General features: G+C 71.1%; 40 protein-coding genes and 1 pseudogene. 8 read left to right on the top strand and 33 right to left on the bottom strand.

Annotated features, from left to right (window positions below; translation table 11 throughout):
• The 7 genes and pseudogenes from O7620_RS31475 to O7620_RS31505 all read right to left on the bottom strand — a co-directional run.
• On the bottom strand, positions 1–269 hold a 269-nt coding region (locus O7620_RS31475; RefSeq protein WP_278127286.1), incomplete at its 3' end, for a hypothetical protein.
• Positions 266–838 (bottom strand): annotated as a pseudogene (locus O7620_RS31480) (sigma-70 family RNA polymerase sigma factor); the annotation flags it as partial. The gene O7620_RS31475 and the pseudogene O7620_RS31480, both read right to left, overlap by 4 nt.
• Before the next feature lie 80 nt (positions 839–918).
• Positions 919–1,221 carry a hypothetical protein gene (locus tag O7620_RS31485; protein WP_278121062.1) on the bottom strand — a complete coding sequence of 101 codons (303 nt, stop codon included), beginning with the start codon at positions 1,219–1,221 and terminating at the stop codon, positions 919–921.
• Positions 1,218–1,505, bottom strand: coding sequence for a hypothetical protein (locus tag O7620_RS31490; RefSeq protein WP_278121064.1), 288 nt, complete (start codon positions 1,503–1,505; stop codon positions 1,218–1,220). Before O7620_RS31490 ends, O7620_RS31485 begins: the two co-directional genes overlap by 4 nt.
• Positions 1,502–2,233 (bottom strand): hypothetical protein, encoded by a 732-nt coding sequence (locus O7620_RS31495; RefSeq protein WP_278121066.1) that lies wholly within the window; start codon positions 2,231–2,233, stop codon positions 1,502–1,504. Before O7620_RS31495 ends, O7620_RS31490 begins: the two co-directional genes overlap by 4 nt.
• A gap of 47 nt (positions 2,234–2,280) precedes the next feature.
• Entirely contained in the window at positions 2,281–2,496 is a 216-nt protein-coding gene (locus O7620_RS31500) for a hypothetical protein (RefSeq protein ID WP_278121068.1), read from the bottom strand.
• Between the two features lie 113 nt (positions 2,497–2,609).
• Positions 2,610–2,858 carry a helix-turn-helix domain-containing protein gene (locus O7620_RS31505; protein ID WP_278121069.1) on the bottom strand — a complete coding sequence of 83 codons (249 nt, stop codon included), beginning with the start codon at positions 2,856–2,858 and terminating at the stop codon, positions 2,610–2,612.
• A 123-nt stretch (positions 2,859–2,981) separates the two neighbouring features.
• Here O7620_RS31505 and O7620_RS31510 point away from each other — a divergent pair, with 123 nt between their 5' ends.
• Both O7620_RS31510 and O7620_RS31515 read left to right on the top strand, forming a co-directional pair.
• Positions 2,982–3,389: a helix-turn-helix domain-containing protein gene (locus O7620_RS31510; protein WP_278127287.1), complete on the top strand. Its 408-nt coding sequence runs from the start codon at positions 2,982–2,984 to the stop codon at positions 3,387–3,389.
• Positions 3,390–3,449: 60 nt separating this feature from the next.
• On the top strand, positions 3,450–4,298 hold the full coding sequence (locus O7620_RS31515; protein WP_278126753.1) for a tyrosine-type recombinase/integrase: 849 nt from the start codon (positions 3,450–3,452) through the stop codon (positions 4,296–4,298).
• Between the two features lie 67 nt (positions 4,299–4,365).
• On the opposite strand, the gene O7620_RS31520 is transcribed toward O7620_RS31515, so the two are convergent.
• Positions 4,366–4,695, bottom strand: coding sequence for a hypothetical protein (locus tag O7620_RS31520; RefSeq protein WP_278126754.1), 330 nt, complete (start codon positions 4,693–4,695; stop codon positions 4,366–4,368).
• 261 nt (positions 4,696–4,956) lie between these two features.
• Entirely contained in the window at positions 4,957–5,196 is a 240-nt protein-coding gene (locus tag O7620_RS31525) for a winged helix-turn-helix domain-containing protein (RefSeq protein WP_278126755.1), read from the bottom strand.
• Positions 5,197–5,312: 116 nt separating this feature from the next.
• On the opposite strand from O7620_RS31525, the gene O7620_RS31530 reads away from it, so the two are divergent.
• A complete protein-coding gene (locus O7620_RS31530; RefSeq protein ID WP_278126756.1) occupies positions 5,313–5,564 on the top strand; it encodes a hypothetical protein in 252 nt (83 codons plus the stop codon).
• A 10-nt stretch (positions 5,565–5,574) separates the two neighbouring features.
• Here O7620_RS31530 and O7620_RS31535 read toward each other — a convergent pair whose 3' ends face one another.
• Entirely contained in the window at positions 5,575–6,330 is a 756-nt protein-coding gene (locus O7620_RS31535) for a GntR family transcriptional regulator (protein WP_278126758.1), read from the bottom strand.
• Between the two features lie 132 nt (positions 6,331–6,462).
• Here O7620_RS31535 and O7620_RS31540 point away from each other — a divergent pair, with 132 nt between their 5' ends.
• From O7620_RS31540 to O7620_RS31560, 5 genes are all read left to right on the top strand, one after another.
• Positions 6,463–6,627, top strand: a complete 165-nt coding sequence (locus tag O7620_RS31540) for a hypothetical protein (protein ID WP_278126759.1) — start codon at positions 6,463–6,465, stop codon at positions 6,625–6,627.
• Positions 6,624–6,944 (top strand): hypothetical protein, encoded by a 321-nt coding sequence (locus O7620_RS31545; protein ID WP_278126761.1) that lies wholly within the window; start codon positions 6,624–6,626, stop codon positions 6,942–6,944. The genes O7620_RS31540 and O7620_RS31545 overlap by 4 nt, the downstream gene beginning before the upstream one ends.
• Positions 6,945–6,961: 17 nt before the next feature.
• Positions 6,962–7,216: a hypothetical protein gene (locus O7620_RS31550; RefSeq protein ID WP_278126763.1), complete on the top strand. Its 255-nt coding sequence runs from the start codon at positions 6,962–6,964 to the stop codon at positions 7,214–7,216.
• 81 nt (positions 7,217–7,297) lie between these two features.
• The gene (locus tag O7620_RS31555) at positions 7,298–7,723 is read left to right on the top strand and encodes a hypothetical protein (protein ID WP_278126764.1); all 426 of its coding nucleotides are present in this window, start codon (positions 7,298–7,300) and stop codon (positions 7,721–7,723) included.
• Between the two features lie 242 nt (positions 7,724–7,965).
• On the top strand, positions 7,966–8,262 hold the full coding sequence (locus O7620_RS31560; protein ID WP_278126766.1) for a hypothetical protein: 297 nt from the start codon (positions 7,966–7,968) through the stop codon (positions 8,260–8,262).
• 92 nt (positions 8,263–8,354) lie between these two features.
• On the opposite strand, the gene O7620_RS31565 is transcribed toward O7620_RS31560, so the two are convergent.
• The 23 genes from O7620_RS31565 to O7620_RS31675 form a co-directional block, all read right to left on the bottom strand.
• Positions 8,355–8,582 carry a holin gene (locus tag O7620_RS31565; RefSeq protein WP_278126768.1) on the bottom strand — a complete coding sequence of 76 codons (228 nt, stop codon included), beginning with the start codon at positions 8,580–8,582 and terminating at the stop codon, positions 8,355–8,357.
• Positions 8,583–8,591: 9 nt separating this feature from the next.
• Positions 8,592–8,822: a hypothetical protein gene (locus O7620_RS31570; RefSeq protein WP_278126769.1), complete on the bottom strand. Its 231-nt coding sequence runs from the start codon at positions 8,820–8,822 to the stop codon at positions 8,592–8,594.
• Positions 8,819–9,109, bottom strand: a complete 291-nt coding sequence (locus O7620_RS31575; RefSeq protein WP_278126770.1) for a hypothetical protein — start codon at positions 9,107–9,109, stop codon at positions 8,819–8,821. Before O7620_RS31575 ends, O7620_RS31570 begins: the two co-directional genes overlap by 4 nt.
• A gap of 6 nt (positions 9,110–9,115) precedes the next feature.
• A complete protein-coding gene (locus O7620_RS31580) occupies positions 9,116–9,895 on the bottom strand; it encodes a hypothetical protein (protein ID WP_278126771.1) in 780 nt (259 codons plus the stop codon).
• Between the two features lie 10 nt (positions 9,896–9,905).
• On the bottom strand, positions 9,906–10,358 hold the full coding sequence (locus O7620_RS31585) for a hypothetical protein (RefSeq protein ID WP_278126773.1): 453 nt from the start codon (positions 10,356–10,358) through the stop codon (positions 9,906–9,908).
• 13 nt (positions 10,359–10,371) lie between these two features.
• Positions 10,372–12,507 (bottom strand): hypothetical protein, encoded by a 2,136-nt coding sequence (locus O7620_RS31590; RefSeq protein ID WP_278127289.1) that lies wholly within the window; start codon positions 12,505–12,507, stop codon positions 10,372–10,374.
• On the bottom strand, positions 12,504–14,030 hold the full coding sequence (locus O7620_RS31595; protein ID WP_278127290.1) for a hypothetical protein: 1,527 nt from the start codon (positions 14,028–14,030) through the stop codon (positions 12,504–12,506). The genes O7620_RS31590 and O7620_RS31595 overlap by 4 nt, the downstream gene beginning before the upstream one ends.
• A gap of 1 nt (position 14,031) precedes the next feature.
• The gene (locus O7620_RS31600; protein WP_278127292.1) at positions 14,032–14,445 is read right to left on the bottom strand and encodes an HK97 gp10 family phage protein; all 414 of its coding nucleotides are present in this window, start codon (positions 14,443–14,445) and stop codon (positions 14,032–14,034) included.
• A gap of 7 nt (positions 14,446–14,452) precedes the next feature.
• Positions 14,453–14,578 (bottom strand): hypothetical protein, encoded by a 126-nt coding sequence (locus O7620_RS31605; RefSeq protein ID WP_278127293.1) that lies wholly within the window; start codon positions 14,576–14,578, stop codon positions 14,453–14,455.
• Positions 14,579–14,621: 43 nt separating this feature from the next.
• A complete protein-coding gene (locus tag O7620_RS31610) occupies positions 14,622–14,945 on the bottom strand; it encodes a hypothetical protein (RefSeq protein WP_278127294.1) in 324 nt (107 codons plus the stop codon).
• A gap of 12 nt (positions 14,946–14,957) precedes the next feature.
• Positions 14,958–15,362, bottom strand: coding sequence for a hypothetical protein (locus O7620_RS31615; protein WP_278127295.1), 405 nt, complete (start codon positions 15,360–15,362; stop codon positions 14,958–14,960).
• A 2-nt stretch (positions 15,363–15,364) separates the two neighbouring features.
• Positions 15,365–15,778 carry a hypothetical protein gene (locus O7620_RS31620; RefSeq protein WP_278127297.1) on the bottom strand — a complete coding sequence of 138 codons (414 nt, stop codon included), beginning with the start codon at positions 15,776–15,778 and terminating at the stop codon, positions 15,365–15,367.
• 3 nt (positions 15,779–15,781) lie between these two features.
• Complete coding sequence (locus tag O7620_RS31625; protein ID WP_278127299.1) at positions 15,782–16,360, bottom strand: hypothetical protein; 579 nt, start codon at positions 16,358–16,360, stop codon at positions 15,782–15,784.
• Positions 16,361–16,372: 12 nt separating this feature from the next.
• Positions 16,373–16,801, bottom strand: coding sequence for a hypothetical protein (locus O7620_RS31630; RefSeq protein ID WP_278127300.1), 429 nt, complete (start codon positions 16,799–16,801; stop codon positions 16,373–16,375).
• Between the two features lie 41 nt (positions 16,802–16,842).
• Positions 16,843–20,031 (bottom strand): phage portal protein, encoded by a 3,189-nt coding sequence (locus tag O7620_RS31635; RefSeq protein WP_278127302.1) that lies wholly within the window; start codon positions 20,029–20,031, stop codon positions 16,843–16,845.
• A 62-nt stretch (positions 20,032–20,093) separates the two neighbouring features.
• The gene (locus tag O7620_RS31640) at positions 20,094–21,626 is read right to left on the bottom strand and encodes a terminase (RefSeq protein WP_278121034.1); all 1,533 of its coding nucleotides are present in this window, start codon (positions 21,624–21,626) and stop codon (positions 20,094–20,096) included.
• Positions 21,508–21,927: a hypothetical protein gene (locus tag O7620_RS31645; protein WP_278121035.1), complete on the bottom strand. Its 420-nt coding sequence runs from the start codon at positions 21,925–21,927 to the stop codon at positions 21,508–21,510. Before O7620_RS31645 ends, O7620_RS31640 begins: the two co-directional genes overlap by 119 nt.
• 202 nt (positions 21,928–22,129) lie before the next feature.
• On the bottom strand, positions 22,130–22,504 hold the full coding sequence (locus O7620_RS31650; RefSeq protein ID WP_278121037.1) for a hypothetical protein: 375 nt from the start codon (positions 22,502–22,504) through the stop codon (positions 22,130–22,132).
• Positions 22,495–22,809, bottom strand: a complete 315-nt coding sequence (locus O7620_RS31655) for a hypothetical protein (protein WP_278121039.1) — start codon at positions 22,807–22,809, stop codon at positions 22,495–22,497. Before O7620_RS31655 ends, O7620_RS31650 begins: the two co-directional genes overlap by 10 nt.
• 31 nt (positions 22,810–22,840) lie before the next feature.
• Positions 22,841–24,070, bottom strand: a complete 1,230-nt coding sequence (locus O7620_RS31660) for a hypothetical protein (RefSeq protein ID WP_278121042.1) — start codon at positions 24,068–24,070, stop codon at positions 22,841–22,843.
• Between the two features lie 119 nt (positions 24,071–24,189).
• Entirely contained in the window at positions 24,190–24,486 is a 297-nt protein-coding gene (locus tag O7620_RS31665) for a hypothetical protein (RefSeq protein WP_278121044.1), read from the bottom strand.
• On the bottom strand, positions 24,479–24,835 hold the full coding sequence (locus tag O7620_RS31670) for a hypothetical protein (protein WP_278121047.1): 357 nt from the start codon (positions 24,833–24,835) through the stop codon (positions 24,479–24,481). Before O7620_RS31670 ends, O7620_RS31665 begins: the two co-directional genes overlap by 8 nt.
• Positions 24,835–25,140, bottom strand: coding sequence for a hypothetical protein (locus O7620_RS31675; protein ID WP_278121049.1), 306 nt, complete (start codon positions 25,138–25,140; stop codon positions 24,835–24,837). Before O7620_RS31675 ends, O7620_RS31670 begins: the two co-directional genes overlap by 1 nt.
• Positions 25,141–25,174 lie beyond the last annotated feature (34 nt).

Here is a 25,174-nt window from a genome sequence, read left to right on the forward strand (position 1 = left end):
TGGTTGCGGTAGAAGGCGGCCAGGTGCAGCCCGTCGGGCCGCCACTGGTCCCAGATGTCCGCCGCCTGCCGCATCAGCTTGGGGACGTCGGCGGGGTTCGCGCAGTGCAGCGCGACGTCGCGCAGCTCCCGGTACGCGGCGCCGGCGCGTTCACCGTCGTCGAGCTGCCGGGCACGGGCACCGAGTCCGGTGACCAGGGCACCGAGGATCCCGCCGGCGATGAGCGCGCCGATCACCAGACTGGTCACGGCGTAGATGTCGAGCTTCATCGGGGGACCTCCGGGGTCTCGAAGCCGGTGGGGAGCAGTCGGGCGAGCGCCCGGGTGGCCCGGTACTGGAGCGCCTTGACCGCGCCCTCGTTCTTGCCCATCTCGGCCGCCACCTCGGCGACGGACAGGCCCTGCAGAAAGCGCAGGACGATGCACTTGCGCTGCTCCGGGTTGAGCTGCTGCACTGCGGTGAGCAGCGTCAGGTTCGTGATGTGGTCGACGACCAGCTGGTCGGGGCGGCCCTCCGGCGTGCGGTCGACGCGATCCGCGCCGTACTCGGCGACGTCGGTCGGGCGCTCCAGGCGGTACCGGCCCGACTTGAAGTGGTCGACGGACAGGTTCCGGGCGATCGTCACGAACCAGGCGCCCGGGTCACGGCCCAGCCAGGTCACGCGGTCGATGCTGCGCAGAGCGCGCACGAACGTGTCTGCTGCCAGGTCCTCGGTCAGGTGGTGATCGCCGACACGCCTGCGGATCACCTTGCAGACCATCGGGTGGTACAGCCGGTACAGCTCGGCGAAGGCCTCTCGGTCGCCGGTCTTCGCCGCGTCGATCAGCTGCCACCGCTCGCGGCCGTCGTCGTCGGTCTGCTCGATCGCCGGCGGGCCGGCCTGCCCCGGCACCCGCGCCAGCACGGTCACCGCGGCGGTCACCGGACACCCGCCGGGGACACGTCGAGCACGGTCAACAGGACCAGGTCGCCCTCGTCGGTGTCCGGCCACGGATCCGCCGGCGGCGGCAGTACGCCCCACGCCCCGGACACCGGCGGGAGCACGGCCGACGTACGCAGGGCACGCCGGCGAGCGGCGCGCTCTTCCCGTCGCCGCTGCGCCACCCGCACGTCGTGCCTGCGGCACAGCCACGCGACCAGCGCGACCAGCAGCACGGTGACGAGCAGCCCGCCGACCTCCGGAGCGGCGTCCCGGATGCCCTGGGCGATCCCGGCGATCACGCGCCACCGTCCCGGGTCTCGGTGTCGCGAGCCGCGTCGTGCTTGATCAGAGCGACCGTGATCGCCGACTGGAGGGACTGCACGAGCAGGTTCGCGGCCTCCAGATCCTTGACGGACATCTCCGCGACCGCAGCGATGAGCAGGTCCTCGCTGCTGCACGGCAGCGCCCAGTCGTGATCGATCTGCACGGCGGCGGCGAGCATGGCCCGGCCCTCGGGCGACACGCAGCGCCGACGCTCTTCCATCCGCTCCAGCGCCTGCTGGACCGTCAGCTTGACGGTCATGCCGAGGCCGCTTCCCGCTGCTGGGCCGGGCGGATGCAGGCGGCGACGGTGATGGGGAAGCCGCGCCAGGTCGCGTGCACGGTGTAGATCAGCCACCGGTCGCCGGCCAGGTCGACCGTTTCCTCGGTCTTCGCGTCGGCGGCCACGCCGAGCACGACGGCCCACTCCGCCGCGTCGGTCGGGGTGTCCAGCTCCACGTTGATCGCCTCGTCGGCGGTGAAGCGGACGATGCGGGGTGCGGGCAGGGCCGGGTCGTCTACCGCGAAGCAGAGCCGGGAGATCTCGCGGAGCATGTTCGCCCGAGCGATCCGGATCCGCGCCGGCTGGTTGGCGGGCGCCGCCGCGACCGGCACGTGCGCCGCCGATACCTGGGCGACCGGCTTGGCCTCGGCGCGGACCTGAGCGCGGCGGCGGTCGGCAAGCGACACCGGCTCAGCGTCGGTGAAGTCCACGCCGGAGCCGCACGGGCGGTTGCGGACGTCCTGGGTCAGACCGAAGGGCGTGAAGCCGGCCGCGGTGATGATGCTCGCCGCCGGGCCGGAGTGCTCGGCGCACAGGTTGACCGTGCCGACCAGGTCGCCGAGCACCCTGGCGTCGAGGTCGGGGGCGACCGGCCGGCGGATCTCGTAGCGGGTCGTCGACCGGTTGGCGCAGTGCGGCAGCTCCGGCAGACGCACCGGCGTTACCGCGGCGAGCGCGTCCTGCGCTGGAGTCGGTACGTTGGTCATCTCGACCGTCCTTCCTGACTGGGTTGGTTGCGGGTAGAGATCTGGGGTCACGGCGTGTGGAGCGCCGTGACCCCTTCTTGCTGGATCCGGTCCATCTCCTCGTGCAGCCGCTGCCGCTCGTACTCGCGCCGCTCTTCGGCGGTCGCCGGACGCAGCCACATCCGCAGCGGCTCCGCCGACGGCGGAGCCGGCGCGGTGACCGTGGCGACGACCAGGACCAGACCGGCCGCGATCAGCGCGATCGCCTGCGCGGCCAGCGCCACGGCGCGACCCGGCCTCGGCTGCGGCTGCGGCCGGGGCTGTGGACGCGGGCTGACCGGCGCACTGGGGCGAGGGCCTGGTGCCGGAGCCGGCGTCCACGGAGACGGGCGCGGGCTCATGCGACCGGGCTGAGCGACGGGGACAGGAACTGGGCGGCCGGTACGCCCAGCAGACGCCCGATCTCTTCGAGCTCGGACACGTTGAACGGGACGACGCCGCGGATCCGGCGGGAGACGGCCTGCTGGGAGATCCCGAGGCGCACCGCCACGGTGGTCTGCCGGATGCACTGCCGGTCCATCTCTTCGAGGACCCGACGGCCAACGTCGGTGGCGGTTCCATCGCTAGGCGACGCACTTGTTCGCATGGCGGTATTTCTACTCGCTCAGCGACTTAGCGTCAAGTCGCTGAGCGAGTTATTCACGCACGTGGATGAAGGATCATGGCGCCTAGGCTTGCTGTTACTCGCTCAGCGCGTCAGAATCACGCCATGAGTGACAACGCTGCGGGGACCGCGACCCCGATGCGCGAGCTCGTCGCCGAAGAGATTCGCGTGCTGCTGGCCCGGCAACGCATCTCCGCCAGCAAGCTCGCGCGCACGCTCGGAATGACGCAGTCGTACCTGGCGAGGCGCATGTCGGGGGATACCGCCTTCGACGTCGACGACCTCGCGCGCATCGCAAACGTGCTCGGCGTCACCGTCGTCGACCTGCTGCCCTCAGCTAAGGTGCGTCCTAACAATCGTTCGGCTGACTCACCCGTCCGGGCCACGTCCCCGACGCGCACCGAACCCTCCCGGCCGAAGAGCCGACCCAGCCGCAACAGCATCCGCCCGGTATCCCCCGTGCCGCCGACCAGGCGCCGGCCCTCGCCGATCCACCGGCCCGCCGGCCGATAGCCGCACCCCGCCGCACCGGCACACCATCGACACCCTGTCGTCGTCCGGGGGGACCACCACATGATCATGATCACAGCCGCTCGCGCGCCGCACTCGCACGAGATGCTTGACGCGTTCGTCCGGCATCTGCGCGATCTCAGCCGCGCGACCACCACGATCGAGACGTACAGCGACCTGCTCTGCCGGCTGGACCGCACCCTGCCCGAGGGCCTGGCCTACGCGTGCACCGACGAGCTGCGCGAGCAGATCTACGCCGGCGACCGAAAGCCGGCCACCACGGCGCTCTACCGGGCCGCCGCTGTCGCCTTTTACAGCTGGGCGACCCGGGACTCCGATCCGTGGCTGGACTACAACCCGGCCCAGCACCTGCCCGCCGCCAACGTTCGGGCCCGCGCACCCCGGCCCGTCACTCACCAGCAGCTCGGCGACATCCTCCTCCGGGCGCGAGAGCCGTACCGCACGTGGTACCTGATGGCCTCGGGCCAAGGCATGCGGTGCATCGAGATCTCGCGCGTGGACCGCGAGGACATCACCGAGACGGACACCTGGATCTACGGCAAGGGCGGCCGGGAGCGGATCGTGCCCACCCACCCCGCGGTGTGGGCCTCCGTCGTCGACCTACCTCGAGGACCGATCGCCCGGACTCCAGACGGGTCAGCCCGGGCGGATCGCCGGCAGGTCCGAGAGCGGGCGAACTTCTACCTGCAGTCCCGACTGCGCCACCGTGGTGTCACCATGCACCGGTTGCGCCACTGGTACGGCACGTACGTCCACCAGGCGGCCGGTGGCGACATCCGGGTGGTGCAGGAGCTGCTCGGCCACGCCAGCCCGACGACGACGCAGGTCTACGTGGCGGTCGCCGGCGGGGCCAAGCGGGCCGCGGTGACCGCGCTCCCGCTGCCGATCTGAGCGGATAACGCCGGCGCCCGGGTTCATCCTCCCCTGCATGGATGATCCCGGGCGCTGCTGTGTCGGGCTAGCGGATCCGGCGCGGCCGGCGCAGCTGCTGGCGCATCACCTCCGGCGGCACCACGTGGCGACTCGCCGACTCGGCGGCCCGCACCGGGTCAGTCGCCGCCTCCACGCGCGGACGCCGGTCATGAGGCAACAGCGCGCGACTGGCGACCACCACAACATCAGCCCGGCCGGAGCGCATCATCCGCAGCGCATCGTCCCACGTACGGACAACGCCGCCGAAGACGTACCCGCAGGCCTCCACACGCTCGATGCAGGGCGTGGCGGCAGCGGAGAAAGCCTCTGGGGTGGCGAGGGATGCGGGCACGAACACAACAGCATGGTCGGGCATACGGGGCTCCCTTGGTGATGGTGATCATCGGGGGAGGACCATCAGACAACGTCCCGTGGACGAGACGGGAGGGCCGACCGGTGGAGTCTCGACGGCCCAACCGGCCCAGGGCCAATCGGTCAGCGGAGATGTGGATCATCGTTGTGATATGAGCGACCGACCGTGACGGGGCCGACGTATCACCGAATTAATTCCGATTACCGTGCGTAATCGTGAGATTGATGCCTGTAGTCACGCGCGCGGGCGGGCCGCTGCCCGATATCACTGGACGCGCCACGAGTCGCGATCCTCCACAAACACCCCCGCACCCGGCACTCCGTACGTCAGGCGGCGCTGACGTAGCACGATGTGCGCCTTCTGGATCGTGGGGACGGACACCGAGTAGAGCAGGGCCAGCTCGCGCATGCTCGGCAGTGAGGTGTGTGGCGGGTACTCACCGGCGGCGATGCGAGCTGCGAGGTCGTCAGCAATCTGCTCGTACGTCAGCCGGCGGGCGGGCATCGGATCGTGATCTCCGTGGGTTGGGCCCAGGGATCACACCATGTGCGAATCGCCGCATCAACGGCCTGCTTGCCCTAGATATCTAGCCTTTCTAGGGTGCAGAGAGTTGCTGACTGATGATCGAGAGTGCGGGGGAGTCGAGTGCGGGGTTCCGCCAGATCGTCGCCGTGCAGCTCGCGCTGGCGACCATCCTGGCCGGACTGCTCCTCATGGCGATCGGCGCCGCAGCGCCGCAGCTGCAGCCGCCGCCGACGTCGCCGGCACGGACGTGGCGGCCGGCCACCGAGTTGGAGCGGCGTGAGTACGAGCGGCAGCGGCTCCTCGAGGAGATGGACCGGCTGTATGGGAGCCCGCCCCCGACGCACTGACCCTGGCGCCTCAGCCGAGCGGCATCCGGTCGTAGACGCGAGCGACCCGGCGTGCGTCGGCAACGGACCGCAGGAGCTCCACTGGACGGCCGGCGCGATCCCGGGTTGTCCGCCAGGTCTCCAGCACCATGCCCGCGTCCGGCAGATCCAGCTGCTCCTGCTCGTCCGTGGTCGGGCCACGACCGGCGACCTCTTCCGTCGCAGTGGCCAGCTCTATGCCCGCGGCGGTCAGCGCGGCGTAGAGACCGCCTACGACCTTGGCGCTGTGCTCCAGCGCGGTGCCGGCGGCGACGTCCACCGGGATCCAGGAATCCTGCAACTGCGCCAGGTCGTCACCGGCGTGCATCAGCCGCCGGCGGTGCACCACCTCGGCGTCGGGCGGCAGCTCCAGGCGCCGCGCCACGTCCGCCGGCGCCGGCTCCCGGCCGACACCCGTCACTTCCACCCGCGACGGCACGCCCTGCTCCGCGCAGGCGGTTTCCCACGGGCCCAGCTCCCGGCCCGGGCGGCTCGGGTCGACCGCGCCGGCGTAGTGAGTGAGGGTCACCCGCACCGGCGGCCGCGCGACGATCGTGCCCTGGCTGGTCGCCGTGGTTACGAGGCCGGCGGTCTTGAGCGCGGCGAGCGCCCGGCGCACCGTCTCGCGGGACACGTCGTACTCCGCGGCGAGAGCCTGCTCCGTCGGCAGCCGGTCGCCTGGCTGGTGGGTGCCGGCCTCGATCGCGCTGCGCAGCGCGGCGGCGATCTCGCGGTAGCCCATGGGCATCAGGTCTGCCTCCCGTCCCGAGCGGTCGATCAGTCACCAGTATGCGTACGCAGAAGCTTGACGGACACCCCGGATCGTGCGCACACTCAGGGTAGAGGTTTGCGTACGCAAACCACCGTTGAGGGGACGTCGATGTGGCGCAACCTGATCAACCGATTCACCCGCCGGTGGCCCCGCTGCGAGCCCTCCGCCGGCCGGACCTGGGAAGCCGCCGACCGGCAGGCCGCGCAGCAGCGGCTACGCGACCTGGCGGCGCGGCGGCGGGCCGCGCATCTCTACGACGGGCCGTCGGCATGATGGCCGAAACGCCGTCCAGCGTCCGCGCCGCCTCCGAGGCCCGCTACCAGCAGGCCATCCGCGAGCTGGACGCGCTGGAGGCCCGCCTGGCCGACGAGCACGTGCCCCGCCGGCCGGAGTGGGAGTGCCAGACCTGCGACGAGCCCGGCACGCCCTGGCCGTGCGCGCCGGCTCAGGTGCGTCTCTTGGAGGCGTACCGCCGTGACCGGATCGGACTGTCGATGCACGTCGGCGCCCTGTACCACATCGCCGCGGCGGAGCGGCCCGGCGACGACCTGGACGAGCTGTACGACCGGATCGTCGGCTGGATCCGATAATCCCCACACCCGGCACCGTGGTCCATGTCGGCGAAGCGTGCAGCGTGCAGTTCGCCGACAGTCGCGCACTGCGGGTCCGGGTGATCAGCGTCGACGACCGGCCCACCTACCCGGGCTGGATCTGGCTCACCGGGTACGTCCTCGGACCCACCGGCGATGCCCTGGAGAAACGCGAGCTGTACGTCCAGCACGCCGGGCTCCGTGAGGTCGCCGCGCCCCGCGCCACTGTCACGGCGCCGGCGCGGCGGGCCCGGCCGCGTACGCGCACCTGATCCGCCCCAGATTGGACGGCCCCGGGAACGGCGACGCAACCGCCGCCCCAGGGCCTTGATCAGACACGGGAGGTCTGACCCATGCACCATCCTCACCGAACACGCCGCACCGTCAAGGCCCTGGCGTTCGTCCTCGCGATCGCCGCGGCGCTCGCCTGCGAGGGCGAAGGCGGCGTGAAGAGCGATCGGCCTGCCGGCGACCGCGCCGTCGACCCGAAAGCTCAGCGCACCGTTACCATCCGCATCACCGAGGCCACCGGCCCCTACGACGTGTACGTACGGGCTGCGAAGGCCGGCGAGGCGCGAGGCGACCACACCCGCGACAAGATCGCGGGCGGTGAGTACAAGCAGACACTGGACTACACGTCGGGGCTGAAGATCGAGATCACCATTACCGCGACCGGCCACCGCACCGACATGTTCCGCTGCGAGATCGCCGACGGCGAGAAACGCGCCCGGGAGCGCGGCGCAGGTCAGGTGCAGTGCAAACTCACGACCTCGCGGTGACCCGGCGCGTCAACCACGCCCAGGCTCGGCGGACCCGCTGACGCCAACCGAGCGCCAGAACGTGCTCCGGGGGATTCAGTCGCCAGCCACCAGCAGTCATACAGGCAGTATGGCATCCAACACGCACCGCGAAAACGCCCCCGCTCACCGAAGTGAGCGGGGGCGCTGCCGTTCCTAGCCGACACGCGAGTCCGGTCGCGTACCTGACAGCCCGAGTTGACTCCACTGCGTACGGTGCGGCGATGACCCGAACTCCCATCATGATCGGTGCCGCCGTGGTCGTCCTCGGTGCTGGGATCGCCGGCACCGTCCTCTACCTCGACCAGACCGGACCGGCGGACCAGCCCGTCACCACCTCGACGGCCGCCGCCGACCCATACGATGCCTATCTGAAGATCGCCCCCGCCGGGGCACCCAAGCTCAGCCGGGAAGATGCACAAGCCCGAGCGGTCCTGGGATGCGGGCAGGCATGGGCGCCGGGCACCGTGGACGCCGCGCTCGCCGAGGCGTACGCGGCTCTGTGCCAGCGGAGCCGATGAGCGGCACCCACAAGGCAGAGGCCAACGACAGCGCCCCGACCCCGCCTCTGAGGCGGTCGGGGCGCTGTCGTTCGTACCAGGCGGATCCGATGCTACTGCTCGCCTCCGACGAGGCTCGGCGAGTCGGGCTCGCCCGCGCCGGCCGACACGATCGACGTGAGCACCGACAGCAGCGCGGCGCCGGCCGCGACGCCGCCGGCGAGCGGGAAGTCAGCGTGCAACACGTTGAACCCGTCGAGGGCCCACAGGCCCAGCAGGGCCTGCGCGGCGGACTTACCGGCGCGCTCGACGGTGGCCTTCCAGAACGTGCGGGTGAACATTGAGCCTCCTCATGGGCAGCCGAAGTCGGCCCGCAGGCGGGCGATGTCTTCGGCGATCTTCCGGCCCGCCGGCGTCTGCGGCGGGGTCACCTCGTACGCGTCGTCCAAGGTCGTGACGACGCCGCACCACTTGCGTTCCGACTCGCGCGCGGACGCGTTCGTGTACGCGATCGACGCGAGCCCGGCGCCGAGCGCGGCGACCAGGGCGACGATCAGGGTCTGCCAGCCGCGGAACGTCATGGTTCAGCCGCCCCGGACGGCGTTGGCGATGGAGATGATGACGGTGGCGGCGGCGAGTCCGGCGCCGGAGACGGCGATGGACCGGACGCTGTCGTAGTACCGCCACTGCTGCGCAGCGACAACAGGCCCACCCCGGCCGGGATCCCGAGCACCGACACGAACGTGACCAGCAGCGCCTCGGACGCCTGCCCCGGCGGCACGAGCACGGTCTGATGGACGATCCCCCCGAGTCCCACCAGGATGCACCCGAGATCCAGTGCGATCCTGATGACGCGTTCGATCTTCACGCACGGTCACGACGCCGGATCGTCGCCGGCGACCAGGCGCGCGGCCAGCTCGTCGACGACCTGTTCGGCGGTCAGCTCGCCCGTGCCAGCGCGGCGGACCAGCTCGACCAGGGCGGCGTCACGCTCCGACTCGACGGCGGCCACCTGGTCGATGCGGTCGAGAATCGCCTTGGTGTCGAGGCCCTTCGCCGCGGCGAGCACAGCGGCGAGGGTGGCGTCGGTGCGCTTCTGCCACGCCTCGTCGCGGATGCGCCACTTCACCGGCTCCACGGACGGGTCGCCGACACCCCACGCCTCAATGATGCTGCTGGCCTTCGCAGTCATGTCGTCCTCCGTGCTGCTGGTTGAAGATGTCCTTGCGGCCACGGCGGGCCACGGGCCGGCGTTCTCATCGTCGGCCGCCCACCCCGAGGCGTGGACGTGGCCGGTGTGCTGGTCGGCACCGGTGTACTTCGTCTTGCGCCACCCGTTGGACCGAGACCAGATGTAGCCGTTCCAGATGACGTAGTAGAGCCGGGCTCGGGCCTTCGGGTCGGCGACCAGCCGGGCCACCAGGGCGTCGGCGTCGGCCTTGGTGAACTTCGGGCCGAGCATGATGTCGATGGCGCGGTGCTCCGGCCGGTTGTCGGCGTCCTCCAGCTCGGGCCGGCTGCCGGGGGTGTCGTCCTCGTTGTGCCCGGACGCGCTGGCCTTGTGTGCCGCGTCGCCGATGCCGTACACGACGACGCCGGGCCACTGGCGTTTGACGTCGTCGGTCAGCGCCTGCATGTTCGCTGCACGGGTCACGATGCCTCCCTCAGGACTCGATCAGCCAGGCTGCGAGGCGGCAGTTGGCGAGCAGGTTGAAGGTGCTGCCGCTGGTTTGGTGTGCGAATAGTTGGAGGGTGTCGCCGGCGGCGGCGACGTGCGTGTCGGTGAGGGTGACGTGTGTGTTGTCGCCGGACACCGCTGGCCGGGAGTCGATGTACGGGTAGGTGGAGGTGGCGTTGACGTCGATGAGTAGCCGCCGTAGGCCGGTGGCGTTGGAGGTGAACGCGCCGAACGCCGCGAAGGCCCACAGGCCGGCGACGGGCAGGGTGATCACGGTCGACGAGGGTGCGAACATGGCCGCGTTGTCCCAGTCCTCGGTGTCGAAGGTGACGCCCGTGATGGTGCCGGACGTCAACGACAGGGTGGTCGAGCGGCGGGCTCGCACGCTGCGGGTGTTCAGCCGGGCGGGGGTCAGATAGTCGCCGGTATGGACAGACATCGGGGGTCCTCTCCTACAGCGCCGCTACTGCGGGTTGCCACACGTTCACTTCAGTGCCGGCGGGCCATGCTCGCTGTGCCCCGTTGACACCGCGGGCGGAGATGGCGGCGGTCTGCGGGCTGGTCGTGCCGGAGATCCCGGACAGCGTGAGGCGTTCCCCGCCCACCCGGACGTCGAGCGGGAAGCTCGACGGGTCGGTCGTCCATACGCCGTTGGCGGCGGTCGAGGTCAGCAGGAAGCTCATGCCCGACGAGGACAGGCCACCGGTGCCGAGCGTCGACCCGTCGGCCGGGGCGCGTTGCTCGCCGTCGGCCTCGGCGACGTCCCACGGCTGCGCTGGCGCACCCGTGAAGGTCATCTGCCACAGCCACTCGTCGACCGTCTCGGTGTATCCGGTCACGAGCAGGCGTGCGTCACCGGCCGCCCACGAGGGCAGCGTCGGCACCCGCAGCACGTCGCCGCTGTCCGCGGCGAGCAGCGCGGCGGTCCCCGGCAGGTCCGCCTGCCAGTCCGCGTCGGCGAGTTGCACCGACACCGACGGGTAGTGCGGTTGGTCGACGGTGCCCAGGTGCCGGATCCACGCCGCGTGATCTGGCAGGGGTCCGTCCGCGAACAGGTTCAGCTCGACCTCGGTTCGGTACACGCCAACCCCGGCCGGTGGTGGCACGGCGGCCAGCGGGCCGGTGGTCTGCACCGACCGTGCCGAGCTGCCGCCGGTGCGCTTGGCCGTCACGTCGTTGCGGACCCGGCTGGCGTCGTCGACCGGTGCGAACGGCGGGATCAGCCGCGTGTACGGCACGTCGACGGGTGTCTGGTTGTAGAGGCTCGCCCGCGTCCGGCAGGCCAGCCCGAGCGTGCCGCGCTGCTCGAAGAGCATGCCCGCGTCGGCTTGCACTGTCTCGTCGAGCAGGTCTTCCAGCGTGGCGACGGGCTGTGGGCCCAGGAGGGTCTCCGACGGCGTCGCGGTGCCGGTCAGGGGGATACCCGCCTCTGCGCACACCCGGGCCAGTCGGGCGGTCGCCGTCTCGCCGCGGTACGACTGCAGCTCGCCGTACGTCATCGGCGAGACCGCGGCGGTGTCCCAGATCCGCAGGTGCCCGACGATGAAGTCGTCGGCGGCGGCGAAGGTCGCCAGGTTGGGATTCAGTGCGACCGTGGTGATCCGGGTCAGCGTGCCGGCCACCGACGCGCTCGACGACAGGGTGCCGAACTTGACCGTGACGCTGATGTTCCCGCCGGACTGGACGGCGGAGATCACCAGGTCGGCGGGGCCGGCGAACGTCGTCGCGGTGCTCCACACCACCGTCGCGGTCCCGGTGATCGAGTAGCCCACCAGGTAGGTGCCGTCCACGCCGCCGCGGTCCTGAACGAGTTCCCATCGCACGTAGGTGCCGCCCGGGGCGGCGCCCCAGCCGACCAGCACCAGGTTGTCGTCGGTGCCGCCGACGGACTGCCAGAACAGGTGCACCGACCACGCCACCGGTGTGGACACGCCGATTGGCACCTGCCCGGTGAGGCTACCGGCGGCGGTCAGGGACGGCAGCGGTAGCGTGCCCCAGCGGATGGTGCCGGCGGTGGACACGTTGACGTCGCCGGCGGCGAACGCCACGGTGCCCGCGCGGCGCATCGGCGCCACCCCGGTGACCGCGGAGGCGGCTTCCGTGGCGTCGGCTTCGTCCTCCAGCGGCCAGTACGCCAGCAGCGGCGTGCCCGCCTGGGCGGTGCGGCGGATCGGCGACCATTCCGGTTGCTCGCCCTGCCCGAGACGGCGCAGGATCCCGGCGGCGTCGACGTCGACGTACCGGACTCTGCCGTTGATGTTCCAGCCGGGCGGCCACGACGCGATCTCGCCGTAGAAGCGGCCTACCAGCGCCCCGCTGACCGGGCCGGCGGACACACGCACCGGCGTGTTGCGGCCCAGGTAGCCGTACCACTGGCCGAGCGGATTGCGCGGCGAGTAGTCCCCCGACAGGTTGTCGAGCCGGAACCCGCACTGGCCCGGGTCGGCCCGGTTGCCCTCGGATGTGCGGCCCCGGGTGATGGTCACCGGTCCGCGTAGGTCGGCGGTGATGTCCACCCAGCCGAGGACCGGCCCAAGGTGCAGCTCGATCTTCACCTGGAAGCGGGCGTTGGCGGCCGGGGCGGTCACTTCGCGCCGCCCAGCACGACCTGGACGTTGCCGCCGCGGTTCGAGATAGCCCGGCGCAGCACCTCCAGCAGCAGAATGTCGAGCTGCGCCCCGGCGGAGTCGATGACGATCCGCGCCTCGCCGCCGCCGGAGGCGCTGCGCGACGCGATCTCCTCACCGGCCAGGGCGAGGATCGGCACCGGCGTGCCCGGGGTGCCGGGCACCCGTCCGCCGGAGTGGAACGTGGGCAGGTGCGGCGCGCCCACGCTGTTGCCGCCGATGCCGGGCACCCAGCCGGGCACCGTCCATTGCAACCTGCCGACCGTGTTGTTCCACGCACGCGCCACGGCGTTGAAGCCGGCCCGGAACGGGGCGCTGACGTAGCCGCCGATCTTCGTGAACGCCGACCCGATCCGGCCCGGCATCGACAGGTAGAAGTCGAGAGCCTGCCCGCCGGTGCGCTTGATCCAGTTCCACGCCGCGGTGACCGGCTCGCCGATCTTGCCCCAGATCGCGCGCCACAGATCCTGGAACCAGGTCGTCTGCGTGGCCACCCAGACGATCGCCGCGACCAGCGCGCCGACGGCGAGGACGACCAGGCCGATCGGGTTCGCCGACATGGCTACGTTCCACGCCCACTGCGCGGCGGTGGCAACACCGGTGGCCGCGGCGCCGGCCAGCGCGGCGGCCTTCGCCGCGGTGCCCGCCGCGGCCGCCCTGATCGACGACAGGGACACCGCGTTGTTCGCCATCGCCAGCAGGTTCGCCGTGCCGACCAGCCCGAGGGCGGCCGTGGACACCAGCTCGATCTCCGTGCCCCACCTGGACAGGGTCGACGGGTCGGCGGCGCGCTGCGCGTCGTTGAGGTTGAGCTGCGCGTCCTTCGCGTCGCGGCTGGCCTGGGCCATGTCCCGGCCGGCCTGCGCGCCGTCCTCGGTGGCCTGGGCCAGGTCGACCTGGGCCTGCTCGCTGTCAATGCCGGCCTGCTTGAGGTCCAGCTGCGCCTGGGACAGATCCTGGGCGGCCTGCCGGGCCTCGACCGAGTTCTTGCCGTGCTCCTTGACCGCGGCGGCGTAGTCCTGCTGGGCGACCCGGGCGTCGATCGCGGCCTGCTTCTGGTCGAGGATCGCCTGCTCGGCGTCGGCGCCGGCCTGCTTCGCGTCGACCTGCGACTGGTTGAGGTCCAGCTGCGCCTGCTTCAGGTCACCGAGGGCTTGCTCGGCGTCCAGGCTGGCCTGCTCGACGTCGGCCAGGGCGCGGGCCTGCGCCTGGGCGCGGTCCGCGCCCCGGTTCTGCAACGCGGACAGCGCCGAGACGGTGCCGCCGGCGTCGCCGATCGCCGCGGACATGCCGGCGGCGCTGGCACCGAGGCGGGTCATCCGGTCGCCGTACGCGGCCGTGGACGCCCCGGCCTGGTCGGTCTGCTTGCTGACCCGCTGCGCCGCGTCGCCCACGCTCTCCGTGGCCGCCTTCGCCCGGTCCGACGCCTTCTGCAAAGCCGTCGCATCGCCGGCGAAGGTGAGAGTCACCGCGTTGCCCGCCACGTCAGTCCACCTCCAGCCCGGCCGAGCGGACCACCTTCAGCAACGCGCCCTCCAGCGCGCCCTGGACGTCGTCGCGGTGGGCGTGGAACGCCGGGTACACGTACCGGCCGCCCTTGCGGAACTCCCGGTACGCCGGGCGGCCCTTGCGGCGGCCCTCACCGCCGTAGTCCAACCACGGCACGTACGGCGCCCGCGATGACCCGGCCGACACCCGGGTCGCGGTGCGCGTCGAGCGGGCCTTCACGGCCGCCTGGGCGCGGCCGGAGCGGCGCGGCATCAACGGCCGGGCCGCGTCGACCACGATCTGCGCCGCCTCGTTGTGCGCCAGCCGCAGACCCTTCGGCGCGTCAGCGTCGAGCTTGCGCAGCGACCGGTTGAACTCGGCCAGGCCCTGCACCCGGATCGGCTCCGTCACGCCCTGCTCACCTCCGCTGTCCCTGGGCCATCAGCTCCTGGAGCTGGCGGCGTTGCGCCTTGCGCGCGTAGTAGATGGACCAGTGCACGTACTCGTCGTTCGACATCTCGGCCCGCATCCGGGCCACCGTCATCCCCAGCTTCTCGGCCAGGAAGAAGTCGAACTCCAGCCCGGGATCACTCTGGAGGGCTTTTGTACGCCTCCTTGTCGGCGCGCCCGGCGATCCCGGACAGCTCGTTGATGACGTGGTTGAGCTGCTCCAGCTCGCCGAAGGTGGCCACCCGAACCCACTGCCGAACCTCGTCCTCGGTCAGCTGCGGGTCGACCATCGCCAACGACAACGAGTACGGCTCCATGCTCTTGCCGTCGTTGACGCCCTTACCGATCTCCAGCACCTCGGCCCGGGTCAGACCCCGCACCCGTACCGTGCCCACGCCGGGCAGTTCGACGTCCTGCTCCGGGCAACGCGGCCGGAACAGCGCGCTCTTGTCCACCGCCATCGTCAGATCCCCCTACGCCTGGACCGCGTCGGCGATGTCGTCGGAGATGGTGAACTGCGCCGACCAGGTGACGTTGTCGGCCACCGGGTTCGTCTCCACGTACTGCGTCAGCAGCGCGTCGAACGTCTGCTCCGGCTTGCCCACGCCCGGCCCCTCGGGCTGGCGCACGATCTCGACGACCGTGCCGACGAGGGGGTTGAGTACCGCGTGCGGGCCGGTCGCGGCCGTGTTGTCGTAGACACCGCCGCAGGTGAACTGGCCGTTCTTCAGGCCACCGACGTGGACCTCGGCGTTCTTGCCGTACGCGGTGACATCGTGGGACTGCGCGCCCCGGGTCATCTCCGACGTGTTCGTCCAGGTCGAGATGTCGTCACCGCCGACGGTGATGTTCGTGAACCTGCCGTGCTGCCAACCCATGGCTATGCGCCCTTCCCTGTGATGTCGAGGTGGAACATCGCCGCCAGGTAGTCCACGGCGTGGTAGCTGACGACGTCGAACTCACACGAGGTCACCCGCACCGTGTCGCAGGACGTGTACGTGTGGTCCTCGATGGCCTGCTTGACCGACTTCGAGCCGGACCCGGCGGCGTACGCGGCGATGGCCCGCCGCGACTCCGGCCGCGCCGGCCGGTCGATCAGCACCAGCACCGGCCAGTCCTCGATCCGGTCCCCGCCGCGCCCGTACGTCAGGTCGTAGGTGATCCCCTCACCGTCCGGCAGGGGGATCAGCGCGAACGGCGGGGACACCCGCTGCACGCCCCACTCCGGCACGGTCAGACCGGCGATCGTCTTCAGCGCGTCGCCCAGCTCGTCCGCGATGGCCTGCACGTCCACGGCTCAGCCCACCCGTCGACGTCGGGACAGACCGGCAAGGGCCGTCGACACGTCCGGGTCAAGGCGGGCCAGCAGGCGCACCTCCGACCCGTCCGAGGGTGACCCGGCCACGCCGTAGGGCGAGTCCCGGCGCGAGTCCCACCGCGACACCTGGAGCTTGCACGCGCCGATCACGCCAGCGGGTACCTCCGACCAGCCCCAGACCGCCGATACGACCACCGGGCTGTCGGGCAGGTCGGTGAAGCCGAGACGCTCGTACGGCTTGCCCTCCAACGCCGCGTCGTCGGGCAGTAGCGTCGCTCCGCTCGACGCGAGCGCCACACCGCCGACGGTCATGCCGGTGACGTCCTGGACGTCGTCGACCTCCAGCAGCCACAGCCCCGACACCACGTCGTAGGAGGCCGGGCGCCGGTACGTCCGGGCGACCGGCGCATCGACCTTCCCGAACTGCCTGTTGGTCTTCTTGTCGATGGCCCGGGACGCGGCCGTGCACCAGGTCGCCAGCTCCGCCTCGTTCACGCCGGGGGTGCGCACGAACGCCGCGGCTTGCGCCGCGGTGACGTAGTCAGGCTTCCAGGGCACGGCCGCGACCCCTCAGCGCCTGCGGCCCGAGGCGGACCGGCCACCGGCCGACTTCGCCGCCGGCGCAGTGGTCGACTTCACCGGCGGCTTGGCCTTGGCGTACTCATCCGCCGTGGCCTCGCGGGCGTCCTCCGGGCTGGAGCCCACGTACAGCTTGCCGGTGAACGGGCTGACGGTGCGGCCCGTGCGCTCCAACTCGTCGCGCTGCCCCTCGGCGAAGGTGAACCGCGGCTCCGTCGCCTTGCCCGGCTTGGTCGCCCGGTCGGCGGTGGCCAGCTGCTCGCGCAGCTCGGCGACCTCCGCCTCAAGCGCCCGCACCCGAGCGTCCGCCGCGGTGGCGGCCGGCGGCGCGGTGGCCGGCGGCGTCACCGGCAGAGCCGGGTCCTGCGTCTCATCCGGCATGGCGCTGTCGGGCCGCGCCGGCGTCTGATCCTGCGGCATCAGTGTGCCTTCCTGCTCGATTCGGTCAGTCCGGGTCCGGCTCACGGCACCGGGTCGTAGGTGATCTCGCGGACGCCGTTGATGTCCGTGATCGCCGTCGCCTTGTAGCCCCACAGGGCCACGTCGACGTACGCGACCCGGTACTCGAACTGGAGCCGCTGCGGCGCGCTGGCCCAGCCGTGCACGACCTCCCGGTCGAACAGGTACGAGGACGCCACCACCGCGCCGGTCGCGGCCAGCGCCCACGCCGGCAGCGCCACGACGCCGTTGACGTCGATCGCCTGCCACCGCGTGCGGGACTGCCCGTTCGTGTTCGACGGGCCGAGCGCCGGGAACAGCGGGCGGCCGTCGTTGTCCTTCGCACCGGTCAGCGCGAGGTACAGGTCGACCTGCGCGAACATGTCGGTCATGGAGAAGCCGCCGCGGACGTACTGCAACCGCGCGAACGCGGCGGTCAGCTCCGAGGCGAGGGTCTGCCCGGTGGTGCCGCCGCCGGCGGTCAACGCGATGGCGGTCGGGGTGGCCGCATCCAGCACGGCGACCGCCGATGCCTCCAGCGACTCGAACCACGCCTTGACCATCTGCCGCCAGATGATCCCGGACAGCTGCGGGTTACCGCCCTGCTCCCACGCCTCCCGGGTCACCTCGACCTTGCCGGACACGGCGGTCGGGGTGATCGTCTGCGACGTCGCGGTGTACGTGCCCGGGGTCGGCTCGACGCCCTCGGCGTGCGCGGCGACCAGACCCGACGCGGTGTTGAACTTCGGCAGCACGAACGGCGTCGAGTCCGGCAGCGTGCCCTTGTTGATCGCCTCCCACACCGGGTAGCGGTACGACAGCTGGTCGACGTACAGGTCCGGCCGCTGCCGGTTCGGGTTCAGCGCCGTGGTGTCGGCGCGGTCGACGTCGAACTGACCCGACTGGATCTGGTCGAACTGGGTGCGCATGAAGTTCTGCGCCCGCTCCAGCGCCTTCGGGTCACCCTGCGACCCGGCGATCAGGTCCGTGGAGAAGTCGAACTTCCCCCGGGTCAGGTTTCCCTCCCGGTCGAACCGGTACGGCAGCTCCTCGGTCACGCTGGCCGTCACCGTGGAGCGCCGCGTCGGGTCGACCGTCGGGCGCCGCTCGGGCTCCTGCTGCGCGGTCTGGGTCAGCTGCGGCACACCGAGCAGCGCGCCCAGCTGGCCGGCGCGGATCAGCCCGTCGACTTGATCGGCGGAGAGCACCAGCGCCCCGTCCGGGGTGGCCGGCCGCTCCGGCTGCTGCGGCTGCTGCGCCGCCACCAGAGCCTGGATCGCGCCGGGGCGGCGCAGCAGCGCGGTCAGCTGGTCCTGGTTGAGGGCCAGGCCCTCCGGCTGGGTGTTCGACGTGGTGTCGGGAGCGGTGCACGCCACGCCCTCCGCGTGGACATGCCCGCAGGTGGCACATGGCATTGATCGGTCTCCGTTCCCTCGCGACGCCGCCACCTTCGTGACCCTCGCGTCGTCAAATGCAGGCATGGGCGTCGACGACGTCTCGCGCCAGCTAGCGCGCTTGACGTCGTAGACCTTGTCTTTCTCGTTCCACTCGACGTCCCCGTCGTCCGGGTTCATTGAGAAGTCGACGCCGATGGACAAGCCGTCGTAGAGGCCGTGCTCCGCGTCGTAGAGCAGCTGGTCGCGCTCCAACTTGGCCGGGCTGCCCTCGGGACCGTCGAGCACCCGCAGCTTCACGATCGGGCCGGCCTTGGTCTCTGCGACCGACTCGTGCACGCCGACCGGCTTGTAGTGGTCCATCAGGTGCTTGATCCGGGACACGTCGGCGTACTGAAGCGACCCGGGCAGGAACCTGAAGCCACGCCCGTACTTGTTGGCGATCTTGTTGTACGGCACGGCCAGGCCGGTGATGGTGCGTCGCTCGACGTCGACCTGCGGCGGCTCAGTACCGCCGGCGAAGTCCCCGCCGGCGAACGTCATCGCAGGACCCTGGTCGTCGGCGGCGAACGTCACGCCCGCCGGCCGGGCCGCGTCGACCGATTCCTCTTCGCCCTCGGCCGCCGGCGCGGGCGGGGTGGGCTTCGCCTTCGGCTTCGGCGGCGCTCCGGACCAGCCAGCGGCGGCGCGGATCTCCGCCTCATCGATCACGTTCATGTCGTAGAGGCCCTTCCAGTAGGCGACCTGCCCGGCCGGGTCGGGCTTCAGGTAGTCCGACAGGTCGAAGCGCACGGTGTTCCCGCGCGGAGTCACGTCGCCCATGGACAGCCGCTGCGTGATCGCGGTCATGTACGGCGCGTACGTCTCATTGATCTTCGTCATGCGCCGGTCGGCCGCGTTGAAGTACGTGCGCGACGTGGTGCTGACGCCCAGGTCCTCGGGGTCCACACCGAGGCCGTTGGCGATCTCCAGCGTCACCTGCTGCTGAAGCTGCACCAGCTGCAGCTCCGCCGGCGACGGCGCGTTCGCGTCGACGCGCTTGACGTTGCCCGGGATCCAGCCGGTGGAGCCACGCTTGCGGCTCGCCTTCCAGTCGGCCAGGAACGCGTCGATCTCGTCGTCGTCCATCGGCTCGAACGACGGATCATCGCCGTCGGTGAACCAGTCCAAGGGCCTCGGGTTGTCGGCGTACGTCGACGCCAGCCGGTCCAGCAGCAACGCCCGCCGGATTGCCCGCGCGTTCGCCGACAGCAGGCCGGGGTTCGGGCTGTCGAACCGGATCACCTTGTCCACCGGCGTGCCCACCCCGGCCACCCACACGATCTTGATACCGCGTGCGTCCCGACCAGACGGAAACGGGTTCGGCTGGCCCTTCGGCGGATCCAGGCTCACCGTGGCCACGTCCAGGTGCCGGGCCGCGAGCGGGTACCCCTGGAAGTCCTGCGCGGTGATCAGCCACCACGAGATGCCGTCGAACGCCAGGTCCTCGATCGTCTGGCTGAGTGTCACGACGTTGGCGACGTCCGGGTCGATCTGATCCAGGAACGGTGAGCGGACGATGTCCAGTTTGCGGTATTGGCGCAGCGGTAGCGTCGCGATCGAGCAGAGCGAGTTGCGGCCCTTCTGCACGGCCGCCACCGACAGCGCCTCTTCCCGGGTGACCCGGCCCGTGCCGGCCGCGTTCAGCGCGGCGAACACCTGCTCGATCGGTCGCGGCGTCGAGTCGAACTCGACGTTGGCCGGCTCATCCAGGACCAGCGGCCGGGGCAGCGACAGCAGGTCGCGCAGCTGACTCGCCGCCGCCTTGATCCACCCCATGGCGAGCAGTGTACGGCGCGGAGCCGAAGAATCTACGGCCACAGCGCGTGGCGTCGAATAATCTACGGCGCGGCGCGAGTATGACGCGAAATCTTCCTGGTCTTGGGCAGAGTGCGGGCCAGCTGGGCAGCACCGGCGACCGCGTACACGGCGTCGACGTTGCCGCCGCCGGCGCGGGTGAACACCCAGGCGTCACCGCGCTTGGCCTTCTCCGCCTTGAGCACCTGAGCGTCGAGCATCTCCTGACCGGAGTGCGCCAGCGTCTTCGCCGCGATCTCCTTGCTCAGGCCCAGGCAGACCGCGGGCGTCTCGCCCCGAATCTCGGCGACCTTCACCCCGCGCGGCGGCCAGCTGTAGACGCCCTCCTTGCGGCGGTCGGCCACCTTGGACGCCACGGCGGCGGCCGGGCCCGCCGGGAACCACCCGAGCACCTTCGGCTTGACCGCGAGCACCCAGCCGGGCAGCTCCCGCTCCAACGCCATCGCCGCGCTCGGGCCGGTCCACTCGTGCACCGTCTCCACCCGCACCCGCTCGTCGTCGAGCACCGCCGCCACCGCAAGGGTCGCGTGCGTGCCGGCCGGGTTCAGGTCGATGCACGCCGCGAGGCGGCCCCGCTGCTCGGCCAGATCCCCGACGTCCAGGCACGCCTGCCAGGCGACCGGGTCGATCGCCGGATCCAACTTGTCGACCGACATGCACAGCGCCTCGGTCTTGAACCCGGCCAGCTCGGCGGGGTCCGCGTCCGGCTGCGACACCCGGGCCGCCGGGCCGGCCAGGACGGCCGGGTCCATCCGCCGGCCGAGCTGCGGGTTCGCCGCCGCCCACGCGGCCGGATCGGTCACGGCCGACCCGGGCGGCGCCGACCACTCCAGGATGCCCAGCGCCGGATCGTCGCCGGCGAGCGCCGAGCGGCGCAGCGCCGCCAGCACCACCGACCGGGCGTCGCCCTGGTTGGTGATGTAGACGATCTGCGCGTCCGCGACCGCGTTGGTCGCGAACGTCACCGCGTTGTACGCCTCCCAGGTGTGCTGCTCGCGCAGCTCGTCACCGATCGCCCGCCGGATCGTCTTACCGCGCCCGCCCTTGCGGTCGGCCGCGCCGATCTTGTACCGGCACCGGTCCGTGGTGGAGAGGACCTGCTGGCCGTTGCCGATGCGTACCGAGCTGACCCGGGCCGCGAGCGCCTCCGTCTGCTGGGCGGTCTCGACGGTGTGCTCCCACGACTCCTTGGCCTGCTCCAAGTTCGTCGACGTGCCGAACACCATGGCCTGCCGCTCGACGAACAGCCAGTAGAGCGCCAAGACTTTGCACAAATGAGTCTTGCCGTTCTGGCGTGCGACGAGCAGCAAGACCTGGCGGAAGCGCGGGCGCCCGTTCGGGAGCAGCTCGCCCAGGTGGATGACGGCCCATTGCTGCCACGGATCCAGCGGCTCACGCAGGATGAACGCGGCGAACCAGATGACCCGGAAGCCGTAGCTAGTCTCCGGCGTCAGCGGCCGTAACGGCCGGGTCCACAGCCGCGGCGTAATCGACCCCAGCGGTACCGGCTGCGGCGTCGGCTCGGAGCTCGTCGAGGGCGCGAGTGCCTGGGTCACCTGATTCCCCCTCTCCGCCACCACGAACGGCCGGCCGCGCGCCGGGGGACATGCCGAGTCGATCGAGCACGGCCTCCAGGCGGCGGCCCATGATGTCGATCTCCGTGATCACCCGCTTGTGGTGCGTGGCCGAGTCGGTGGCCTCGTCCTCGCCCAACCGGGTGAACAGGGCGTCCAGCTCACGGGCGTACACGCGGGCCAGCTCGGCGATCGCCGAGTCGCGCTTGAGTAGCGGCGTCGATTCCAGCGCCCTTTCAAGCGACGCGGCGATAGCCGATTCCGCTTTGTTGCTATTAGTCACGATTGCCCCGGAATGGCGAAAAAACGTGGGGCCGTGAAACTCGGGGGGAGAGAAAAAGGACAGGGCGGGCTGTCCACCGGGCCCCCCGATGGGGAAAACCGCAGGTCACGCGTCGACTCGACTGCGCTCGCGGTCGTGAGCGCAATGATAGGCCGCGCCATTCTGAATGCGAGGACCGACGCGCGGTCACAGTCGCCACTCATCATGGCGCGTCCTCGAAGCCGAGGTCCCGCAGTTCCTTGCATCGTTCGCATGAGTCGGGTGCGTACTCGTGCACGACCAGCTCGAACGTCTCGCGGTCCCAGTGCTGGACGATGCCCGGCTCTGGTCCGCCGGTCACCTCGCCTGTGCTCATGTTGATCACGTACAGCTCAGGCTTGGGCGCTGTGACCTCGATCAGCTGGTCGTCGATGGTGGGGCGGTGGTCCTCGGTGACGTGCTGCTCGGCCTGCTCGACGACTCTCGGCACGGTGTCGTTGTCGCCGACGAGAGGCAGCTCCCAGGCGTCGTGCTGGTGGCACCGGAGTACCGCCCCGCCGCCGTCGTCCCAGGACACGTAGACCATGGTCAGATCCATCTGGTGACCGCCTTGTTCGGTGGGTCGCTGCTCTTGGCTGGGTCCCCGATGTGGAGGTTGCACGGGGCGCACGCCGCCACGATGTGCCGCGGGTCGTCGCCCGTGACCGCTTTGCCGAGGGTGTGGTGGGCGTGGCCAGCGTCTGGTCCAGTCAGCGCGGCCACGCCCGTGCACAGGTGTTCGCCCTCCACCTGTGCACACCACCCGTCGGCGTGGGCCCGGCACCGTTCGAGATCCCGGGTGAGCACGTAGGCGCGGGTGCGGCGCCACCTCCTGGTGCTGCCGCCCTGCCAGCCCTCGCTCATGCCCACCTCCCCGCTGTCTCCGTACAACCGATCATGGCTGCGAAGGGTTCTCGGGCGGCGTGCGTGGGGGAGCGGGGCGGGAGCGTGGTGCTCTTCGTCCTCGCTTGCGGTTCGTCTGGGCTGGGCGGGGTGGAGCGCCCGACCCGTCCCGACCCGACCCGGGCTTTCCAGATCCTGGAGGCTTGGGTTCTGCCGGATCGGCCGATGATCGGCCGATGGGCTTCCCCCGCACCTGTTGATCTTGGGTCGGGTTGCGCGGTGTCGGGCCAGCGGCCCGGTCGCGCGAAGCGCGGTGTCCCTTGGCAGGGGTCGCGCTGGTGGTGGTGTGAGCGCGGTGTCCCGGTGGTGGGGTCGCGCTGACGGTGCGAGCGCGGTGCCCCTCGGTGGGGGTCGCGCTGGGTTGCGGGCGGCTGGCTGCGCGCTCGCGGCGGGTGGGCGTGGTCCGGCCGGGTGCCGGGTCGCCCTGGTCGTCGTGGTCCGGCCGGGTGCCGGGTCGACGCGGGTGCTGCTGGAGCGCGGGGTCCGGCTGGTCGTCGGGTCGCGCTTCGTCGATGCGGGGTCCACCGGGCAGGCCGGTGGGCCGCTTGCCGCTGGAGAGCGGCACGTCGTAGCCGTGCTTCGCGAGGTGCGTCACGGTGATCTGCCCGTAGTACGGCTTCGCGGGCGTGGGGAGCAGCTGCCACCGCTCCGGGTGGGAGTCCTTGCCGCGGCGGCCGTTGCACTGGTTGCAGGCGACCACCAGGTCGTCCGGGCCGGCCGCGCTGCGGCCCGGGTTGCGGTGGTCGTACGTGCCGGCCAGACCGCCCTTGCGGGCGTCCCAGTTGACGACTCGGCCGCAGTAGCGGCACGCATCGCCGTCGCGCAGCCGTACCGGGATGGTGAGGGCGGGGTTGCCGTTGTCGTTCTTGCGATTGCGTTCCCACTCCAGTTCGGCCTTGAGGCGGATGTGGAACAGGTGTTCGGAGTCGTCGGCGAGCAGGTAGCTACCGTCCGCGAGCGGGGTCCAGATGCCGGCGCGGGTCGCCCACTCGGCGAGGCGGCGCCACTGCGGGCCGCCGTAGAGCGCGACTGTCGCTGCGGGCACCACGTAGTCGGTGGTCTGGTCGGCGGAGTACGTCGCGCAGAGCCAAGCGATGCCGGCGACGGCTGGTAGCCGGAGGTCCCAGCCGTCCAGGTCGTCATCCGGCCCTTTCTCCCACGCCAACGGGGCTAGCACCGCCGGATGTTGGTTGCTGCTGTCGGACGACTTCAGCCAAGCCACGGGACACCCGGTCTAGCGATCTTGGTCAATGGATCTCCCGTTGTGCAGCGGCGCGGCCACCCGACGGGGATGGCCGCGCCGGAGGGTCGGAGCAGCAGAACAGGCAGGGACGTCCGTGCCTACGGGATCGGTGGATCCTCTGGTCGGTACGCCGCGAGCGCCGTGGCGTTGGTGATGAGCACTACGTTTTCCAGGCCCGGCAGCTTGGCGGAGAGCGCCCCCCTGATCTCGTCGGCTTCGGCCATCGTCAGGTCACCGGTTAAGGCCACAATCAAGGTGTCCCCGGGCCGAATGACCAGAGTTGCGGCGACGGCGCGGTGCTGCTCGGTGGTGTGGTCACAGGGTGGGCGACCGTAGGAAAGCAAATCATCCTCAGTCGGGATCGGAATGCGGATGCCGTTCGACTGGTCAGCCACGCTGGCCACCGCCGACCGAGGTCAGGTGCACGCCGGCACCGTCGCGCAGGTCCATACCCGGCAGCGGGTCCGGCCGCGTCGGCGGCGGGATCCGCTTGTCAGTCAGCCGCTTCGCATGGGCGAGCAGCCGGGCGGCTTCGTCCGGGTCGGTCTCCGGCTCGATGCGCAGGATCCGGATCGTGGGGGTGGGGACCAGGTCACCCTCCACCACGTCGTGTTTGATGCTCACGCAGTCGAGCACCACGATCGCGACGTGCTGGCCCTCCGGGTACTCCAGCAGCTGCTGGCGGATCTCGGACAGGCCGTTGACCTCGTACGGCGGCAGCGACTGCTTGATCTTCGTGGCCATCAGCGGGCCTCTGCCTGTCCGTTCGCGATGCGCTCCTGCTCCAGGGCCACGGTGAGCACCTGCTCGCCGAGGTCCGTGAGCTTGTACGGGCGGGCGGGCTTCCCGCCGGCGGCGTCGTCGTCGACCAGCTCCACCAGTCGTGCGGCCTTCAGCGGCCGAAGTCGCGCGGTGGCGCGGCGCTGGCCGAACGGGTACTCCGCGAGCTTCTCGAAGTCCGGCGAGTTGAACTGCGGGTCTGTGTGCACGCGGCCCTGCGCCACGGCGGTGAGCAGCTGCACCTGCTCCAGGTCCAGGGCGATCTCCATCAGTTGCTCCGATCGTGTGTTGTGCGGGCGGGCG

The sequence above is a fragment of the Micromonospora sp. WMMD710 genome (assembly GCF_029626045.1).
Taxonomy (GTDB): Bacteria; Actinomycetota; Actinomycetes; order Mycobacteriales; family Micromonosporaceae; genus Micromonospora.